Raw genomic sequence first — 17,650 nt, forward strand, 5'->3', positions numbered from 1 at the left:
CCTGTCAGATCAAAAGTTCTTTCTGTTCGATAACCTCATCCGCTTCCAGTTCGCCTTTTAAAATTCCTTCTGCTTGCTCTTTGGTAATCTCTTTCCAGAATCGTTCATCTACTCCCATAGTACCAGGCTCCCAGGTGTTCATGATATCTTTTAAAGCGTTAATCCAGTATTTGGTGTTATGCTCCACGACATCTCCGTAGCTATACCATTCCTGGGCAATGCCGTCCCAAGGTTCCCAGGCCGGTACTGTAACCTCACCCGGCTCTGGTTCCGGTTCCCCTTTTAGCTTTTTCACCTCTTCTTCTAGTTTTGCCGCTCTGCCTTCCAGACGTTTGTAGAGTTCTGCCTCTTCCGGGGCTTCTGTCCCTGGGTTCAGGTGGGAGGTAATCATCTGGTGCAGTTCTGTACGCTGTTCGTCCGTCAAATCCCCGTTGACCCAGAGCACATCAATCTTATTTGTGATGTCTGTGACCTTAAAATCTCCTGATATGATAATACTTTTAATCATTTCATACATGTTCGATGTCCTCCATAATTACTTTGTTTAATACTTGTGTGTTTGTGTTTACCAGGGCTTTTTGCAGTTCCTCGAATTTTTTGTCGATGTAAGACTTGGTATCTGCTACATACTCCATTTCTAAGCCTGCCTGCGGGGTGGAATCTGTAGAAACGTTCGTGGTTGGGTAATTAGTGTGGAGGGCGCGATAAGCTTTCAGTTGTTTTTCCAACAAATCAGTTTCTGTCTCAGGTATCCCTTTATATGTAAAGTAGAACACAGCATCTTGAAGTTTTGCGTTGAAAGCATCAAGGTCTCCAACATCCTTTATTCTCGCCCAGATTCCGCCATAACTAATATAAAAACCAGTTTCATTTCTATTAAGCACAGTATTTGTATACTGCATATATGTAGATATCCCTGTTCCAGGAAGAGCCATTTCTTTTGTTTCTGAAATTTCTGGAATACTACAAAAATACAATTCGCTTCCTTCTACGGCATAATCACCATTCTTAGCAAAAACAGGATTTTCCTTTTTAATAACTCTCTGGATATATTTTCCACGCTCAAAATCCGCCTCATCACAAATCCATTGCTGGCCCTTCTCATCTGTATAATTGCCGCCTGAATCTACCGGAATTCCTGGGAGACCGTTAGGAGTGGAGAGGGTGAGGGGTTGTAGTTTGCAAGGTTCCCATGGAAGAGCGGTGGAACCAGCGTTTAGCATCGGACGGATTATTTCATTTGTTACTGTCGTCCCTTCGGTAATTTGTATTTGGATTCTTGAATTAGAATATTTTTCATAGTCAAATTGATTTGGTATATAAATTCCATTACCTACGTCCTTATAACCTTTATTTACCATATTTGTATATACTATCGAGATGCTTTCACTTTTTCCTCCACTTAGAAAAACATCGTTAGCCTTTGGTAACATTGACAAAAGGAAAAAGGAATTGCTTGTTGCCTTACCATTTGCAGTTACACTTCCGTCATCATTAACGGTATATGTTATCCCGTTAATCGTTGCTGATGCATATGTTTTTGCAATCAACTGCGCTCCAAATACACGAACCTCTAAACTCCCATCACTCCCAGGAATCTTAATCTCCTGCGGATAATCAGGATTCGGACTAGGTTGATTGCCGGCGTAAGGTTCATACGGAGCTTGTGTTTCGCCCACGTTAAGCATCGGATATATGGTATAATTTGTTTTCTGTAAATCTGGTGAATCATATTTAATCATAACTCTTCTTAATTTATCATCCGCTTTAAATTCTATTGCAGTGTTTCTTAAATATTCTATAGTATCATCCTGCCGTGTTATATCCACCTGAAAGGTTAATGTACTGACTTCATGGCTTCCTCCTGATATGAAATATTTGCCTTCTGGGAAACTTGAAACATTTTCAAAATAGGCTTGTGCATATCGTTTGGTAGGTGTCCCTGTCACAGTGACACTTCCATCAGAATTTATCACACCCGTCAAACCATCATTAGTTGTTAAGTTTTCTTTTTTTGGTTGAAATAACTGCGCCCCAGTTGTCTTCGCTTGTTCACCCTTTCCAAACACCTTCAGCCCTTTTAGTCCCAGATCAGAGCTATCCGTAACATTCAGCATTTCCCCGCTTGCCTTCTCCACAATCGCCGGGGCTTTCTGGGTATTTTCATTGATGGACTTTTCTATGTATTGTTCTGTCTCAGGGACATAATCAACCTCTATTCCAGGCATGAGAGATTCCGCTGTAAAGACGTTTACTACAGGATTGTACAACTTTAATGCCCGGTAAGCTGCGATTTCTTCTGGGGAAAGATCGGTTTCTATAGGTTCGGCAAGAATTCCATACATGACTGCGTCGTTCATGATATCCGCAATATATTCAATGGTATCTGTCGTGTTTTTATAGTTTAGCCTGATGTTCCCGTTGTTATTTACAAACATCGTATTTTCTGATGCTCCCGTGTCTTTTCCCAACATATGCGAGCATATCACTAAGCTATCTATTTTATACTTATCAAAATCTTTGTTTGTATAATATTGGCCGGAATTATTTCTAATCCAACTCGTCTCAACAAAATTTGTCTTTCCTATTCTCTGAATATATTTCCCTCTCACAAAATCAATCTCATCGCACACCCACTGTTGTCCATCCTCATCCGTATAATTACCGCCGGATTTTACCGGGATTCCAGGTAAACCATTTGGAGTGGAGAGGGTGAGGGATTGGTCCTTATAAGGCGCCCAAGGGAGGGCCGTGGTGCCTGCATTAAGCATCGGATTTATAGTCACATTATCTACTATTTCATTTGTCGGAACAACAAGTGCAATATTATAAGGAGCTGTAACATTAGTAAAAACAAAGGAAATGCCTTCCCCATTATCTTTCACCGCACTGTTATTTCCATCATAATTCCAGCATTGCAATGTTACGTTCGTCCCCGCCTTGTTCCCGCTCAAATATAACGTTCCGATTTTGGCAAACTGTCTTGCCAATAAAGCATCATTCGTAATTAGATTATAAACAGAATTAGCTTCTCCTGTATTTTGTCCATTGATTGTAACAGAACCGTCCGCGTTTTGTTTGAACGTCACACCATATTGTGTTTTTTCTTCATTTTCATTGAGTGGTATCAGATTCGCCGCTTTTAATTCCACTCTAATCTCTTTATCACTCCCAGGAATCTCAATCTCCTGCGGATACTCCGGGCTGGGAGAGGGTTTCTCACCGGTGTAAGGCTCCCAGGGTAAAGCCTTAGAACCAGCATTTATCATAGGGTATATGGTTTTTGGTGAAGAATCTGTGTAAGTATACGCAACACCTGTGATCTGTATTTCTGTCTCACTGGTTATCGCGCCTGTTTTTAATGCACTGTTTCCCAGCGTTTGCATGGAACAGTTCTGTAGATAGTATCTGCCGGCTGGCAAAGTCATTACTACATCCGTTCCATTATAACTTCCAATGAACCAGAATGTTGCATTGTTTGATGACAACGTACCACTAAAAGATGCTATCCCCCCAGAAACACTCATGGTTACTCCAAATATTTTATTAGTTTTATCTGGTGCATTGAGTAACTGTGCCCCTGTCGTTGTATTCTGTTCGGCCTTACCATATACTCTCATCCCTACTGGCGGCTGTTCTGATGGATTTTCAATCTGCAAAATTTCCCCGCTGACTGTCTCAACTGGCCCTCGTAATTTTACAGCATCAATTTCATGCAGTCTTGCTCCAACCTTCTCCGCATCCGCAGCTTGCCCCGTCTGGCTTAGAGTATCATCTACTTTGATTGGGATTTCCCCCGGCTTTACTGTTCCGTCTTCCCCAACAACAAGAGCTTTCCCTGCATTTTCCTGTCCCTGGTTCTTGTCTAGTTTATTCCTTATGTCTTCGGTGTTTTTCTGTATCTGCTGTATATTTGTGTCTTCCGCTATCTCTTTTAATGCACTGTCTTTTGCACTGTTCACGGACTGCACAGCTTCTGTTTTTGCAGTTGCAATACTTTCTTTTGCACCAGTCTCCGCACTTGATACCGCATTTACTGCCTCTGTTTTCGCGGTCCCAATTTCTGTTTTCGCGGTTTCCGTCTGAGATTCTATCTCTGACTTAACTTCCGTGCCAGCGTCTGTTACCGACTTTATTACATTCTCTTTCGTATCACTTATAGCATCCAGCGCCACTGCACCTGTGCTTTTGATTTGTTCCTTCCAGCTCTCTCCTGCCGTTTGTACTTCCAACGTTGCTTCTGCCAGCTTGGCGGCAATGCTTTCCAGCGCTTTGCCTAACTCTGTCCCTATGGACTTTTCTGCCGTTGTTTGTGCCTGTGTTACCGCTGTTGTTGCTGTGATCTGTGCCTTAGAAACCGTTTCCAAAGCTTCCGCCTCAGCGGCATTTATATTCTTTAACCCGCTTGTGATTAAATCTGTAAGCTCCTGTACCTTAACGTCCGCGCTTTTCAAAGCTTCCTTTATGGTTTCCGCCGCCGCTTCCACCTGTACCACAAGCTCCTTGTATTCCTCGCTTGACACATATTTCAGGGATTCCAACCACTCTTCCAGCGTCCCTTCAAAGCCCTGCTGTACTACCAGCTCGTAGGCGTTCAGCCCAACCACACGCCCCAGGTCGGCAAGCTCGATTCCGCCCGCCTGTAGTAAATCCTTCATTTCCTGCTCTGTCATGTGCTGTCTCCCTTCGTTCCAAAAATTAAATGCCCTTGTTCGTTGATATATGCCGCTGGGGGCTTATCTGCGGAATTATAAATCAAGTGTAAATTATTCCCTAAAATTCGAAAGGCAAACATTCCGTTTGCTGGGATTACAATGCCGGGAATCCCCTGTTCCCCCTGCGGACCTGGTGGTCCCGTAAACTTTCCTGCATCTGCATCGTCCCGAACACCCTGCGCTATTTCCTTAGTATCTTCTACGATACCAATTAATTGTTCATAGACATCCGGCGACGGCGGGTTGGAAGTGCTGCTTTTGGTGTAGCCGGATTTTAAAATCCTGACAAACGCTTCGTTTGCTGTCCGCAAGTCCTCACAAAATACAGATACGCTTCCCACACATTCTCGGTCTGTGTCCCAGAATTCCCACGGAATTAAACATTCGTTGTTGTCGTCCAAGACTGCCGCTTTGGTCTGCTTGCCTTGGGTAAATAACGCTGTTTTAATACCCGTCCATTCCGGTGTCTGAAAATCGAAATGTGCATAAAAATAATTCCGAGATTTTGCTACTGGGGCCAGGCTATCTATCCGGGTGATATATTGGCCCTTTAAAACAAATCGTAAGGTTGGCATCTAACCACTCCTTTCAAAAAAAATAAAACTACGTCAGTCTTTTTAATACCCTATCGCCAACCACAGGATACTCCTATCATTATGTGCTGCGCCGTCTGCTGCCCGCACCCGGAAGGATGCCTGTGACAAGTTTACGTTATTCGTGGGGTTTGCCGCCAGATAATAGTTTCCCAAGGGGATACAAGTCAGGAACGGAGGCGCCCCATAGGCATGTGGAAACGTGATCGCATCTGTCTGGATAGAACCCGAAGCAGGCACATCCAGATTGTCGATACGTCCCCATTGGATTTTTAGGTTTCCCAAAAGAAACGCTCCGCTTTGAGCCGACTCGCTTTCTGCATCCTGTTTTAGCTTTTCAAACACTTCTGACTCTACATCCGAAAAATATTTTTTGATTTTTCCAAATAAAATAGCCAGAGTTTCCTCTGACTGAATGTTCTGCCTCTGTGATGCTTCAGAAAAATCCACCTGCTGCTGAGACAGGTTTTCAACTGCGCCCGTATCACCTCTTGGTATGGCAAAATTCAAAACTGCCGCATTTTCTGTCCCGGTATTTGTCACGCTTGCTTGTGTCCCTGGCTTACCGGTGGTCACTGTTCCGATCTGAATGGTAGCTGCGGGGCCTTGTGGACCAGTTGCTCCTGTTGCACCTGTGTTTCCTATGGAGCCTTTCGGTCCAGTTGGTCCTTTAATGGAACCAATGTATTTCCATTTAGCTACAGACGCTAATCCGCCCACCGTGCAATAATAGACATAGCCCGTTGATATATTTAAATAGTAATCTCCTTTATTTGCATCATTAATCCCTGAATTGCTGAATATCTGTTCCGACGTTGATGTTCCTGTAATTTTGGTTCCATAATCCCATCTGCTTCCGCGTTCTCCTTTTGCAGCACTTTGAACATTTTTCTTCATATCTTCATATGTAGCCATCCGTTCAACAATCCCGGCAATATAACACAAGTAAATTGCTCTTCCATCAGGGTCATTCGGATCGCCAGATGTTACTACCGCCCATTCCCCAGGAAGCATCTTATTGGGGTCGAAATCAGCATATGCTCCTCTTCTACTTTGTATTGCCATTATGCATCACCTGAAAGCCTTTCTGTCACAATATTTTCGATTGATTTTACTTTATCGTAAATATCGCCAACTGCATAAAATGTCGGCGCTTTTTCATTTTTTTTGACAATATCTCCATTTTCATTTACTTCATTGTAAGTAGCTGTCACTGCATATTCGCCTCCTTGATTAATAATACTGATGATTTTAATTGCTTTCATTTATCAATTCCTCCATTTCCAAATCATATTTATAAATAACTTCATCTAACATCCCATGAATCTCTGCGTCTGATTCCTCTACTAATTCATTGATATTTTCATCAATTTCATCGTCATAGTCTAAATATGCATTTTGGTACAAATAATATAATTCAACATTATTTAATCTATAGCTCTCAAAATTACGCTGGATTGCTTTTATTTCCCAGGAAAACTCTAAATTTGGTGTTCCTTTAACAATGAAATAATCTCCTTCTTTTTTAGAAACCCATATATCTCCTTCCCCTTCCTTCTGGAGAAAAACATGATAATTAGCCACTGCACAGACCGTATTCGCAAATATAGGGTCTATGTCAATAATTGCAATCCCATCTGAATTTATCTGGCCGCCTCCTATATCTCCAAACATTGGGGTTGGTGTCTCATAGCAATATTGAGCAACTGTTTCGTAATTATCAGTTTCGACAATGCGGCTTTTTGAGCCAATTACTGCTGCGTCTCCTTCTATTAAAATTTTATTTCCTTTTAAATGAATCGTTCCATTTTCGCAGGAAAATGCAGCATGGCGACGTCTATCTTCATACTGAGCAACCAAATCTAAAATTGTCCATTGTGTATCACCTAAACCGCCAGAAATAATTGCATCTGTAAGAGAAATATATTCCACTCCCCAAACATTTGCAGACTTGCTCGTGAATTTTCCATTGAGTTCTGAACCGGATTGATCTATCTTTCCGACTAACCCTCCCGAACTATTAAGAACTCTTAATATCCCATTTTTATTAGAACTTCCACCGAGTGTCAGAGTTCCACCTTTCGCCCAATCGAAATAAAACCCTATAACAGCCAGCACATTAAGAAATGCGTTTCCTGATGAATCTATACCTGCATTCCATGTCTTTCCACCATCTGTAGAAACTTCGAAACCAAGTTCCGTTTTCTTCCATATCGTGTCCGAATCTTCTAGTTTCGGTTTATTGTGCTGGTAAACAATTACACCGCCATTTTCTGTCCTTTTTACCGTCCTAAACATACCCAGACTATTGGCTATAACGTCGGTTATCTGATTTACGATTTTTTCATACTCTGTTAGCTGCTGTTCTGTCTGATTTCGGTTATCGACATAGGCCTGTGTGATCTGACTATACCTTGATGCACTGTTTCTGGACGGTGTTTCAGCCCCACAGCTTAACTTCTGTTGATTTCCAACCTGAAAAGTAGAGCTAGTAATGAATGTCTGGTATGTGTTATTTTTTCGGTCAGTGATATAAGCACAATCTCCTGCCTCAATAGAAGGGTTTGATAATGCGGAAATAGAAAAAGGACGAAATCTAAGACCAATCAGTTTTTCACCAAGATAATCTGCCACATCTTGACCGTTTCCAGGTAAAATAAATTTATTGTTGGAAATCTCAAGCAAATATCCTTCTTCTCCTGACTCATAAGTCCCGGCTTTTTTTGAATCTTTGGCAAATTCTTTCACATGTATTCCTGTTATCACTACATCATCCGTAAATACTGTGGCAGAAAAAAAGGAATGCAGGTGATGAATACTTTCCTGATCTTCAAAAGTCCCGGCATCAACGACATCTCCTGTATCGAAATCAAAGGTTCCGCCATCTGCGCAATCAGCCATTTCATATTGTTCCTCTCCCTGCGCAGGAGTCCAGTACAAAGGAGCATCTACGTTTCCCTCGTATAAGCAAGCCCATCGACTTACTGTTCCGCTTCCACTATTTCCGAAGACAACAAATTTTACAGAATTTCCAGAAACACTTTGAGGGGTTGTGAACACAACTTTCTCTACCCCATTTTGCCCGTTTGAAAAATTACACAAAATATTACTGCTGGTTTTGTCATATACCCGAATAAATGCATTTTCATTCGGCACTTTCGCACTGGACACAAGTGTATATGTAGTATTGGCTTTTAATGTTTTAGATATAAAGTCTCGAATAACTCCTTTTGAAGCTGGCGCATATATAGATGTCCCAGAATTGCTAAGAAGATTTTCGAATTTCCCGCCTGGCTGATCTTTGAATGTTCCGCCATTTAAATTTCCGGTCTGCTCAAAGGTGGCCTGCTCATACCATTTTAAAGCTAATCTTCCGTAAACATCCATTCTAGCCCATTTGCAGGATATTTGGCAAATCCATTGAAGAACTTGGCGAAATGTAAGAGCCGAATCATCAGGTCTTTCTTTTACTACGTAATCATCATTATCAAATCTTGCTGTTATGTATGTAATTCCACAATTTTTGCAAGCATCTAAATAAATTTCTAGTAATGTAGCTGGATATTTCAATGTACTAATCGAATAATCTTTATCAAATTTTGATAGATAATCCAAGCAGGTAATTGATATTAAACTTCCATTATATTTTGCTTCATCAACAATAAATGTGCCTTTTCTTATTTTCTCTATTGTTCCATTTGAAAGTTCCATGCCAACATAAACTACAACATTAGCCTCTGAAAAATCATAAATTGAATAATTATCATATATATTATTAATTATAAAAGAACACTGATTAATAATTGCTGCACCTATATCAAAAGAGTTCTCCGATGATACTGCATCTTTGATAGCAAGAGAATTTCCCCAGAGCTCCTTATTTGTTAATTTTATTTCCGTTTTGTCTTTTAGCGTAATATCAACATATTCCAAATAGTTCCGATTATCTTTATTTAATTCTTTTTTGAAATCACTTGATAAATTAAGTATGATATTCACCTCTCAATAAAGTCGAAACTGACGCCTTCCATTCTCTGATTTCCTATCCACCAGCACTTAAAAGGCGAACTTCTGTCTCCGACATAAAAAGTTCTTACTGCATGTTTGTTTCGATCTAATAAATCTGGATATTCAACTTCTATGTACTCTGGATTTACTGCTTGTATAATGTCACAAGCCGTATCCCAGTCTGGTGCGTTCCAACCGATACTGAGTTTTCTTTTCTGCCCCACCCGGTTCTTATGCATAATAGTATCGTCTGTCCGGCCCGATTCCGATGCTGAAATGTCTTGCAAACCCCATGTAAATGACGAAGGACAGGGCATTGCTACCCCGTCCACTTTTAAGAATACATCTTTTATTTGTTTAGTTAATTCCAATACAACCATCTCCGTTCTTTCTGGTCAGCGACTAAATCCATTTATTAGCCGGAAAAAAGCACCTGCTTTTCGGCAAGTGCTTTCTATACATTACATATATTTTATATTATACTTCATTTTTCAGTTCTGTAGGTACTCACATTTCACATATAGTCGTATGGTGTCCGTTCTTTTTTTATAGGTTTATATACCAACTGCTTTTCCGCTTCCAATCTAGTCTTATATATTCTTCCTCTAGGAAGGCGTATTGCTCCCCCAGTCGGCAACAATACCGTATACAAATTCCCAGTAATTGAACGTATCACAACCTCTGTCACCTTTCGGCGGTTTTCCACAATGTACACAATATCGCCTTTTTCCATATATTATCCCTCAAAATACCTACATTTTTCCCTATAATCCGACTGCTCCTGTAAGAATAAGTTGACCATCTTTTGGGTTGTTCCTTCTTCTCTATATTCTCTAAAAGCTTCCAGGTATCTATTTCTATTCCGGTCTTCAATAATGAGAGGCACCAAACCATTTCTCAAACATTCTCTGAAAACAATTAATCGGCCAGTTCTTCCGTTTCCATCTTGAAATGGATGGATACTTTCATATTTCATGTGAAACTCAGCTAAGACTTCTAAATTTACTTTCTGGGTGAAATACCAATCAAGTAATTCTGTCATTCTCTCCGCAACTTCTGAAGGTGAAACTGTTTGATACATTCCAATCATATTAGGACGTTTTTTATAATCTCCGATTGCATATCCATTTGCTCTATCCTCAAATACCCCTGACTTTAATTCATAGTGAAATTCCTTGATTAATTCCTGGTTCAACGGCTGTTCTAAAGTATCTAGCATTTTATTGAACATCAGAAAATGCCCATTCATCTCTTCTACATCTTTCGCTCGATAATAATCGTTTGATTTAGGCAAATATCCTGTGTCAAACAAAGAAGCTGTTTGTTCTTCAGTCAATGTGCTGCCTTCGATCTTATTTGAATTATAAGCCAAAAGTTTTTGCGTATAAGCATACACCCCTGAACGGTCGGTTCTTGCTCTTTCTATTTTAAATCTATTTAACAAAAAAACTAAAAATTCAGAATTAGACATATGGCACCTTCTCTTTTCTATCTTAATACTCCTTGCATATAAAACAAAAAACATACGACGCATTTAGACAAAAAGCGTATTGATTCAGACAAAAAATTTTGCTATGATAAAGACGGGCGTTATCGTCGGGAGGGCGATGGCGGTTAGCCTTCCGCCAGGAAAACTGAATTTCCTGTTTACATAGAAATCCTTTGGGAAATCTTATGTATTGGAGGGATGCTTCATGATTACGTATGATAGCCTATTTGCCTATACGGTAATGATAGCTACAATCATCAAGATTGTGTACGATATAACGAAGAAGCACTAACCGCCCCTAGCAAAGGTATTAGTGCTCTTCAAGAGTAACTATTAATTTCTAGGCTAACCGTCAACGTGGTAACGCCTTTTTACATCTCTAATATAACATCTTCTTCTTAAAAAATCAACTAAGCAATTTCTAATAGATTGGCCGCCAGAATCCCAGCGGCCAAGGCCTTTAATTAAGCACCCCCCATTGCAATTTCAATTAGAATCTACATGGCGGTTTCCATTACTGCATTTGTGCTCCCATTATCTCTCTTGAAATAGAATCATATCCTGTACGAATATTATCAATATAATCCGTCAAAATTCCCAATTCAATCCCTATGCTTTGACGGTTATAAGCTAATATCGAATCATCTAAACTACTAGGTTCTGTACAGTCAAATCCATACTCCTCAATAATTTTCTCCGCCATATGTCGAGCCTTTTCTATATCCAATTCCAGATTATTAAGCACTTTTTCCGCTTCAAGCCTATTCATCTCACATTACCTCCTTAACCAATCCATTACTAAATCCCGTGATCTCTTCTGCATTATCTTTTAAATTTTCCAGCATCGTTTTGATTGCGGTTAGGGCTTCGCCTGCTTCCACCTGCGTAATACCTCCTTCTACTGTTGCATAATGCACTGCCTGAAACATGGATTTCACCTCACAGATTTCCCCGTAAAGTCCCTGAATTTTGTCATCCATCATGACAAGGTTTTTAGTTAAATCGGTAATTACTTCACTTGCTAAATTATTATTTTCTCTTGCGTTCATAGTAAAATCCTCCGCTTATCATAATCAAATATCAAGAGTCATCTGGGAATTGCAATTTCTAATCCGCTCCTCCAGGAATACTGGCGGCTGATATTCTCTTGCAATCCGAAGAGCAATGTCCATCTGGCATCTTTTAATGTTTTTGTAAGAATTAACACCGAAATTATATTTCAGATTTCGATATGCGTCACTAAATGCCGTCTGGCTGATACTTTTGTTATGATAAGCATTACTGTCCTTTCCACCGAGAACTTCTACCACTCTTTTCTTAACAGTGTGGGACAGTTCATCTGCATTCACTGGCAGGAGTGGTAAGTCCTGCTCAAACTTGTCCATGCGCTCGGCAAGGGTATCTACTTTCTGATACAGTTCTGTAGTACCCTGTGCGATAAGTTGAATCTGCTGTTGCAGAGTGGCAGGGTTTTCGGATTGTTTTTTCTCAATAAAGGCATTAGCGAGAATATCCTTTGCTTTTAGTTGGTAGTTGAGAAGTTTCTTGGCGAGTTCTGGGTGTTCATCTTCCATATTATTTGTAATAGAGATTTTTGCAAGCCACAAGGGAACAAAGTCAAGACGCAACGCATATACGGAATTTGAAGGGTCAAATATCCCTGCCGAGAATTCTCGGCACCCCTTTGATAATGTCTTATCATCTTGCACTCTCTTCACTTGCCAGTCCCTTTGCTTTTTGTTCATATCCAATCCCCGGCAGAAAGCGTTAATTCCGACCCAAATATTGCCTTTGCTGTCCTTTGCCGCCAATATAGAATCTCCTAGAACATTGACATTTTTAATAATTAAATCATTCATATTAAAAATACCTCCATTTTGAATTTGCCAAAATAGAGGTACAGTGCTATAATATTTATACCTCTATTTGTGGGGTGGGTATCCGGTAACTTTCTCAGGGTTTGGCGGATACCCTATTCTTTTAATTTTCGCCTAATTCTCTATCAACGATTTCTTCAAACCATTCAACCTTCGTCTTTCCTTGAGATTTAATACATTCTTCAAGTGCTTCGATTTTTTCACGTTTTAATGATACGTTGAATTGCTTAAATTCCTTTCTTCGTTCCCTAAAGTATTCGGCTCTGCTTTTGTTAGCCACGGTCATCCCTCCTTTGTAGCTAACTACATTTAGTATAGTGTAGTTAACAACAAATGTCAATCCTTTTCTTTAGCAATTTTCTGGCTACGGTCATTCCGTTTTCGTCTATTCCAAGGGCGATCTCGATAGGTGTCTGGAAATTAGTTGTCTGAATAGACTGAATATTATCCATAAGATAAAACTCCTTTCAGTGTTTGACAACTACACCAAAGGGAGATATAATAAATATATCAACCGCTTCGGTGTGTTGTGATGATTGAGTAATCGTTCTGGTCGCCAAACTTGATACGGTTACTCTTTTTCTCTTTTTTCGTACTGAATTTCAATTCCTTGTCTAATAATCTTTGACCTATCAGAATTTTGTTCAGCGACCAGACAATCTAATTTATCAAGGGTCTCACTGTCCATTCTGATTTGGATTCGTTTATCCTTTGGATTGTCTGTTAATTTTTGCCCCATTTTAGGTGACACTATATCGCCTCCTTTTAGTTTGTCAGTACATTTTGAACACTCTTAATATATCAAAATGTCAGTACAAAGTCAAGAGGCAAATTAAAAAAGGTGGAGAAAAATCTCCACCTTTACTATGCAACCTCCACACAGTATGCTATCATCATTTCCTTAATCACACCTATGTATATTTCTTTTAACCGTTTATCTGCCATGATTACAGTCAATTTGTTGATAGCATTAATCTGATTTTTTGTATATCCCTTTTCCTCTGCCCTTGCTATAGCGTTTCTGACCTTTTGGTCTAATCTACATCCGGCTTTTAATGTCAGACGGTCATAACTCTCATTTCTAGCCGCTGAATATCTATTTCCAAAAGAGTATGAAAAATTTGAGCTTTCAGCAATCTTATTAATGCACTTGTTTATCCAATGAGTAGTGTCTTCTTCTGAATCAGAATTTGAGAAGGTGTCCTTTACATTTTGTAATACCTCTGTTTGCTTATTTGTCTTGTCCTCTAGTTTCTGAAGCTGTTCTGCCTGACGTTTCTGCTCTAACTCAGTCTTGGCTATGGACTCCGACATTGCAAGCATTAACTGTGTCTGTGGCGAAAGCTGGGTACGATCAATAATCTGCCGTTTGTATCGGTTTTCAATCTCAATAAAATGTTTTCTAACCTTTTTACCAATTTCGTTTCTTTCCAGCATAGCTATTTCTTTTGCAATATCTAATTTCAAATAGTATTCAATAGATGTTGCGTTATTGGCTTCCATTTTTTTGTGGAAGCGGGAAAAGTCCTTATCTGCAACAGCATCACTCTCAAAAATTCTTTTCTTTATCCATGTGGAAAAATCTTGTTTACTTTCCAAAACACCATGCAACTCTCGACCGTCTACAATTTTCTCTCCCTTATCGGTCTCATATACTGGAACAATCTCATTGTCTACCATTGTCATATTATATTCCATAAAATTCCTCCTATTTTTAGTTGCGAGGAATATCCTGAAATGCTATACTTAATGTGAGGATATCCCTCTGATTTTTTGGTTAGAAGTTGTTCGCTTTGGTCGGGGAGCAACTTCTATTTTCTTATTTTTACGTACTCTCTATAATCCACACGATTATCCAGATAGGCTTTTACATCCTCTGATTCCCTATTGATGTAAACATAAAAATTTTTTAAATACTCTTCCAATTCATCAGAAATATCTGAGTCAAACTCCTTCGTATAATCATCTATATCTTCATCGCCATGTACTACTGAATGAACAGAAACCGCCCCGTTAGTATCAATGTACTTCATCTCAACAAATAAACCGCCCATATCAAATGGGTCAAACTCTTCATATCCACTATCTAATTGACTCATAAAGTGTTCTAATACAGCCACTTGTAAAAAATAATCTTTATTATCCTGCAACAATTCCGTAATTGCTACATTTACAAGGTCGTTTTGGCTTCGGTCCGTAAGTTCTGCCAAGATTCCCAAATCTCTTTCTACTTTTTCGTCAATTCTAAAAGACTTTTGAACTACATATTTCTTTCTTACTTTCATTTTGCCTCCATAAAATAAGATTATTTTTAGTTGCATTTATATTTTATCACACTCACTATCGATGTCAATAAGTATTCAAAAAAAAGTGAGGACTTTTAATCCCCACTTCGATATAGTTGATTTTATTTCATGCTTTAAAAATCTTTCCGCATTTTCTGCATTGATATTTCGTAGAAAACAGCCCATGTCCAATAATTTGAACATCTGCACTTCTGCATAGCAAAGATGGACACTTTATTTTTCCTGATATTTTATCAATCGTTCTCCTTTTTTTCATTTGTTTTATCCTTCCTCCTTTTTCTAATTTAATTCAATATATGTTCCAGATGACTGTCCATCAACATTCACATACAAAATTTCATACGATAATGCTGCTAAATCTGTTACCCTAAACTCTACCGTCCATTGGCTTCGGACTTGCCCTCCGAAAGAGTTAGTTGCATCTACATATCCTTGCACAGCTATAACATTACCACTTTTAGCGAATCCAATTTCATCAGTACCCCATGGAAATTTTGCAGAAGTCGGATTTTTCAAATATTGCATTACAATATCTTGTGCAATGACATAGTAACTTGTTCTATCTTCATCTTTTACAAACGTTTCATTCATCTGCTGTTTTGTCGTAACTACCGTCCCTTCTTCATAGAACGTATAGTCCCCACTCCATATCCTATATACATCATCACTCGCTACAACCAATACAGAAATGTCGTCACAATATACATTCCACACCGAGTCCCCTACATTGTCTTTTCCAACAAACTCTACTTTTTCAAATCCTAGATCAGAAGTAATAATAGTATACAGTTTATTTGCGATATCCGCTGACAAATATTTCGAAGAATCTTCCACAAATTGTTCTTTTGACGATAAACTCTCTTTTTCTAATTTACTAGAATTGTCACTTTCATCTTTAGAATCCTTTTCTACTACTTCTTGCATAACGATTGGTGATGATTCGGATTTTTCCGTTCCCAGATCATCAGGATCTACTTTGCAAAATAATTCATTCGCTTCTATGCCTTTTCTTCCAAATTGACACATTTTATTCCATTGTTCATTTGTTCCGCCATAGTATATCTTTTCAATATTATGTAAATATCCCCAAAATTCATCTTCTACATCCTCTAATGTAGATGGTAAAAAAATATATTTTATATCAGAACTATTAAATGTTGGATTATCTAAATGCTTCGTGCCTTCTGGAATTACAACGCTAATTGCATCGCAAAACATAAATGTAGCATCTTCAAACGATACAACTTTTTTTCCGTTATAAGAAGAATTCACACGAATTTTATCTTCATTACCTTCGTATCTTTTAATATGTATATCGTCACCATTTATATAATAATCAAAATCATCTAAATTTGTATATCCATCGAGCCATATATCCTCTTGGTCTAAATTGCTTTTATTATCTGAATTTGTTTCATGTTTTGACACTACCCAAATTAATAACAATATAACTACAAATATTGGCCACTTCTTTCTGCGATGCCAAAAAGAATTCCTTTCAAGATTAGGCTCATTCATTTTTTTGTTTTTATATGTGCCATAATGGTATCCGCAAAAAGGGCAAATCGAAATATCCCTTTGAATAAGACGTCCACATTTATAACATTTCATCATGTTTTCATCTCTACTACTTTTGGAAATAGTTCTACCACAAATTGGGCATTCTTCAGCTCTCTCGCTTATTTCAGTTCCACAACCTGGACACTTTATTAAAGCCATTTCTCTTCCTCCCTTCTCTACAAATTATACCATTAAATCCATTTAAGCGAAAGAAAATTCATGAAAAAGTAATAAAAGTATTCAGCAAATTCCTGATTTTGATTGCAATAGTTTTTTTAAAATTCTCACGATACCCTTTTATACTCGGTAAAATTCTGCAAACTTTTTAAGAGACTTTTAATGATATTTCCATACACATTTGTATTATACGTATTGACAAAACACGTATAGTATGGTATTATAATAGTGCAAGGAGGAAAAGTAAGATGCCAATAAAACCAAAAGAGATGGAAAAACTAATCCTTGCAGACGGATGGATTTTCAAAAGCCAGGAAGGCTCACATAGACACTATACACATCCGATAAAGCCTGAAAAAGTCACAATCCCTTTTCATCAGGGAAAAGATTTGACCAAGAAAACAGAAAATTCCATCAAAAAGCAGGCGGGGCTTAAATAGCCCCAATGCCTGTATTATCATAATAGGAGGTATATTCATATGTTATCAATTTATCCAGCTTGTTTTTTTCAAGAAGAAAACGGCGGCTATTCTGTCGTTTTTCCAGATTTAAATTATCTTGCCACACAAGGAGATGATTTTGAAAATGCTATGGAAATGGCTATTGAATGTTTAGCCGGATATCTTCATACTTGCAAAATGGACGGAGAAAGTGTACCCAGTCCTTCTAAACTATCTGATATTGACCCGAATGTTATCGCAAAAGAGTTAGACCCAGAAGCGCCAGAATGTGAATCTTTCGTTAATATGGTATCTGTAGACGTTGCTTCCTATGCAAAAGAACATTTTGAAAAATCTGTCAAAAAAACTCTTACTATTCCTGCATGGCTTAATACTGCTGCATTAGAAAAAAATGTGAATTTTTCCAAGATTCTCCAAGAAGCATTAAAGAAAGAGCTTCACTTGGGATAAAATAATTTCGGATG

The 17,650-nt window shown here is 38.6% G+C and carries 21 protein-coding genes; 2 read left to right on the forward strand and 19 right to left on the reverse strand.

Annotation, left to right across the window (positions count from 1 at the left end):
• Positions 1-4 precede the first annotated feature (4 nt).
• The 19 genes from BLHYD_RS11080 to BLHYD_RS11170 form a co-directional block, all read right to left on the reverse strand.
• On the reverse strand, positions 5-517 hold the full coding sequence (locus BLHYD_RS11080) for a hypothetical protein (RefSeq protein ID WP_322141399.1): 513 nt from the start codon (positions 515-517) through the stop codon (positions 5-7).
• On the reverse strand, positions 510-4,673 hold the full coding sequence (locus BLHYD_RS11085; RefSeq protein ID WP_322141400.1) for a hypothetical protein: 4,164 nt from the start codon (positions 4,671-4,673) through the stop codon (positions 510-512). The genes BLHYD_RS11080 and BLHYD_RS11085 overlap by 8 nt, the downstream gene beginning before the upstream one ends.
• Positions 4,670-5,290 carry a hypothetical protein gene (locus BLHYD_RS11090; RefSeq protein ID WP_005948942.1) on the reverse strand — a complete coding sequence of 207 codons (621 nt, stop codon included), beginning with the start codon at positions 5,288-5,290 and terminating at the stop codon, positions 4,670-4,672. The genes BLHYD_RS11085 and BLHYD_RS11090 overlap by 4 nt, the downstream gene beginning before the upstream one ends.
• Before the next feature lie 42 nt (positions 5,291-5,332).
• The gene (locus BLHYD_RS11095) at positions 5,333-6,373 is read right to left on the reverse strand and encodes a hypothetical protein (protein WP_005948940.1); all 1,041 of its coding nucleotides are present in this window, start codon (positions 6,371-6,373) and stop codon (positions 5,333-5,335) included.
• The gene (locus tag BLHYD_RS11100) at positions 6,373-6,573 is read right to left on the reverse strand and encodes a hypothetical protein (RefSeq protein ID WP_005948938.1); all 201 of its coding nucleotides are present in this window, start codon (positions 6,571-6,573) and stop codon (positions 6,373-6,375) included. The genes BLHYD_RS11095 and BLHYD_RS11100 overlap by 1 nt, the downstream gene beginning before the upstream one ends.
• Positions 6,560-9,307 (reverse strand): hypothetical protein, encoded by a 2,748-nt coding sequence (locus tag BLHYD_RS11105; protein ID WP_005948937.1) that lies wholly within the window; start codon positions 9,305-9,307, stop codon positions 6,560-6,562. The genes BLHYD_RS11100 and BLHYD_RS11105 overlap by 14 nt, the downstream gene beginning before the upstream one ends.
• The gene (locus tag BLHYD_RS11110; RefSeq protein WP_005948935.1) at positions 9,304-9,696 is read right to left on the reverse strand and encodes a hypothetical protein; all 393 of its coding nucleotides are present in this window, start codon (positions 9,694-9,696) and stop codon (positions 9,304-9,306) included. The genes BLHYD_RS11105 and BLHYD_RS11110 overlap by 4 nt, the downstream gene beginning before the upstream one ends.
• 134 nt (positions 9,697-9,830) lie before the next feature.
• On the reverse strand, positions 9,831-10,049 hold the full coding sequence (locus BLHYD_RS11115; RefSeq protein ID WP_005948934.1) for a hypothetical protein: 219 nt from the start codon (positions 10,047-10,049) through the stop codon (positions 9,831-9,833).
• Between the two features lie 3 nt (positions 10,050-10,052).
• Positions 10,053-10,787 carry a Fic family protein gene (locus tag BLHYD_RS11120; protein WP_040350622.1) on the reverse strand — a complete coding sequence of 245 codons (735 nt, stop codon included), beginning with the start codon at positions 10,785-10,787 and terminating at the stop codon, positions 10,053-10,055.
• 532 nt (positions 10,788-11,319) lie between these two features.
• Entirely contained in the window at positions 11,320-11,574 is a 255-nt protein-coding gene (locus tag BLHYD_RS11125; protein WP_005948931.1) for a hypothetical protein, read from the reverse strand.
• Between the two features lies 1 nt (position 11,575).
• The gene (locus BLHYD_RS11130; RefSeq protein WP_005948929.1) at positions 11,576-11,854 is read right to left on the reverse strand and encodes a hypothetical protein; all 279 of its coding nucleotides are present in this window, start codon (positions 11,852-11,854) and stop codon (positions 11,576-11,578) included.
• 24 nt (positions 11,855-11,878) lie between these two features.
• Positions 11,879-12,664, reverse strand: coding sequence for an ORF6C domain-containing protein (locus BLHYD_RS11135; protein ID WP_005948928.1), 786 nt, complete (start codon positions 12,662-12,664; stop codon positions 11,879-11,881).
• A gap of 121 nt (positions 12,665-12,785) precedes the next feature.
• Positions 12,786-12,968, reverse strand: coding sequence for a hypothetical protein (locus BLHYD_RS11140; protein WP_005948926.1), 183 nt, complete (start codon positions 12,966-12,968; stop codon positions 12,786-12,788).
• 37 nt (positions 12,969-13,005) lie between these two features.
• Positions 13,006-13,134, reverse strand: a complete 129-nt coding sequence (locus BLHYD_RS11145; protein WP_005948924.1) for a hypothetical protein — start codon at positions 13,132-13,134, stop codon at positions 13,006-13,008.
• Between the two features lie 119 nt (positions 13,135-13,253).
• Positions 13,254-13,433, reverse strand: a complete 180-nt coding sequence (locus BLHYD_RS11150) for a ribbon-helix-helix domain-containing protein (RefSeq protein WP_050769892.1) — start codon at positions 13,431-13,433, stop codon at positions 13,254-13,256.
• Between the two features lie 113 nt (positions 13,434-13,546).
• A complete protein-coding gene (locus tag BLHYD_RS11155) occupies positions 13,547-14,380 on the reverse strand; it encodes an antA/AntB antirepressor family protein (protein ID WP_005948921.1) in 834 nt (277 codons plus the stop codon).
• A gap of 113 nt (positions 14,381-14,493) precedes the next feature.
• Positions 14,494-14,967 carry a hypothetical protein gene (locus BLHYD_RS11160; protein ID WP_040350620.1) on the reverse strand — a complete coding sequence of 158 codons (474 nt, stop codon included), beginning with the start codon at positions 14,965-14,967 and terminating at the stop codon, positions 14,494-14,496.
• Between the two features lie 127 nt (positions 14,968-15,094).
• Complete coding sequence (locus tag BLHYD_RS11165) at positions 15,095-15,244, reverse strand: hypothetical protein (RefSeq protein WP_005948918.1); 150 nt, start codon at positions 15,242-15,244, stop codon at positions 15,095-15,097.
• 23 nt (positions 15,245-15,267) lie between these two features.
• Entirely contained in the window at positions 15,268-16,707 is a 1,440-nt protein-coding gene (locus BLHYD_RS11170) for a zinc ribbon domain-containing protein (protein ID WP_040350619.1), read from the reverse strand.
• A 266-nt stretch (positions 16,708-16,973) separates the two neighbouring features.
• Between BLHYD_RS11170 and BLHYD_RS11175 the strand changes: the two genes are divergently transcribed.
• A complete protein-coding gene (locus BLHYD_RS11175; protein WP_005948914.1) occupies positions 16,974-17,165 on the forward strand; it encodes a type II toxin-antitoxin system HicA family toxin in 192 nt (63 codons plus the stop codon).
• 39 nt (positions 17,166-17,204) lie between these two features.
• Entirely contained in the window at positions 17,205-17,636 is a 432-nt protein-coding gene (locus BLHYD_RS11180) for a type II toxin-antitoxin system HicB family antitoxin (RefSeq protein WP_005948913.1), read from the forward strand.
• Positions 17,637-17,650 lie beyond the last annotated feature (14 nt).

Source organism: Blautia hydrogenotrophica DSM 10507, from assembly GCF_034356035.1.
Classification (GTDB): Bacteria; Bacillota; Clostridia; order Lachnospirales; family Lachnospiraceae; genus Blautia_A; species Blautia_A hydrogenotrophica.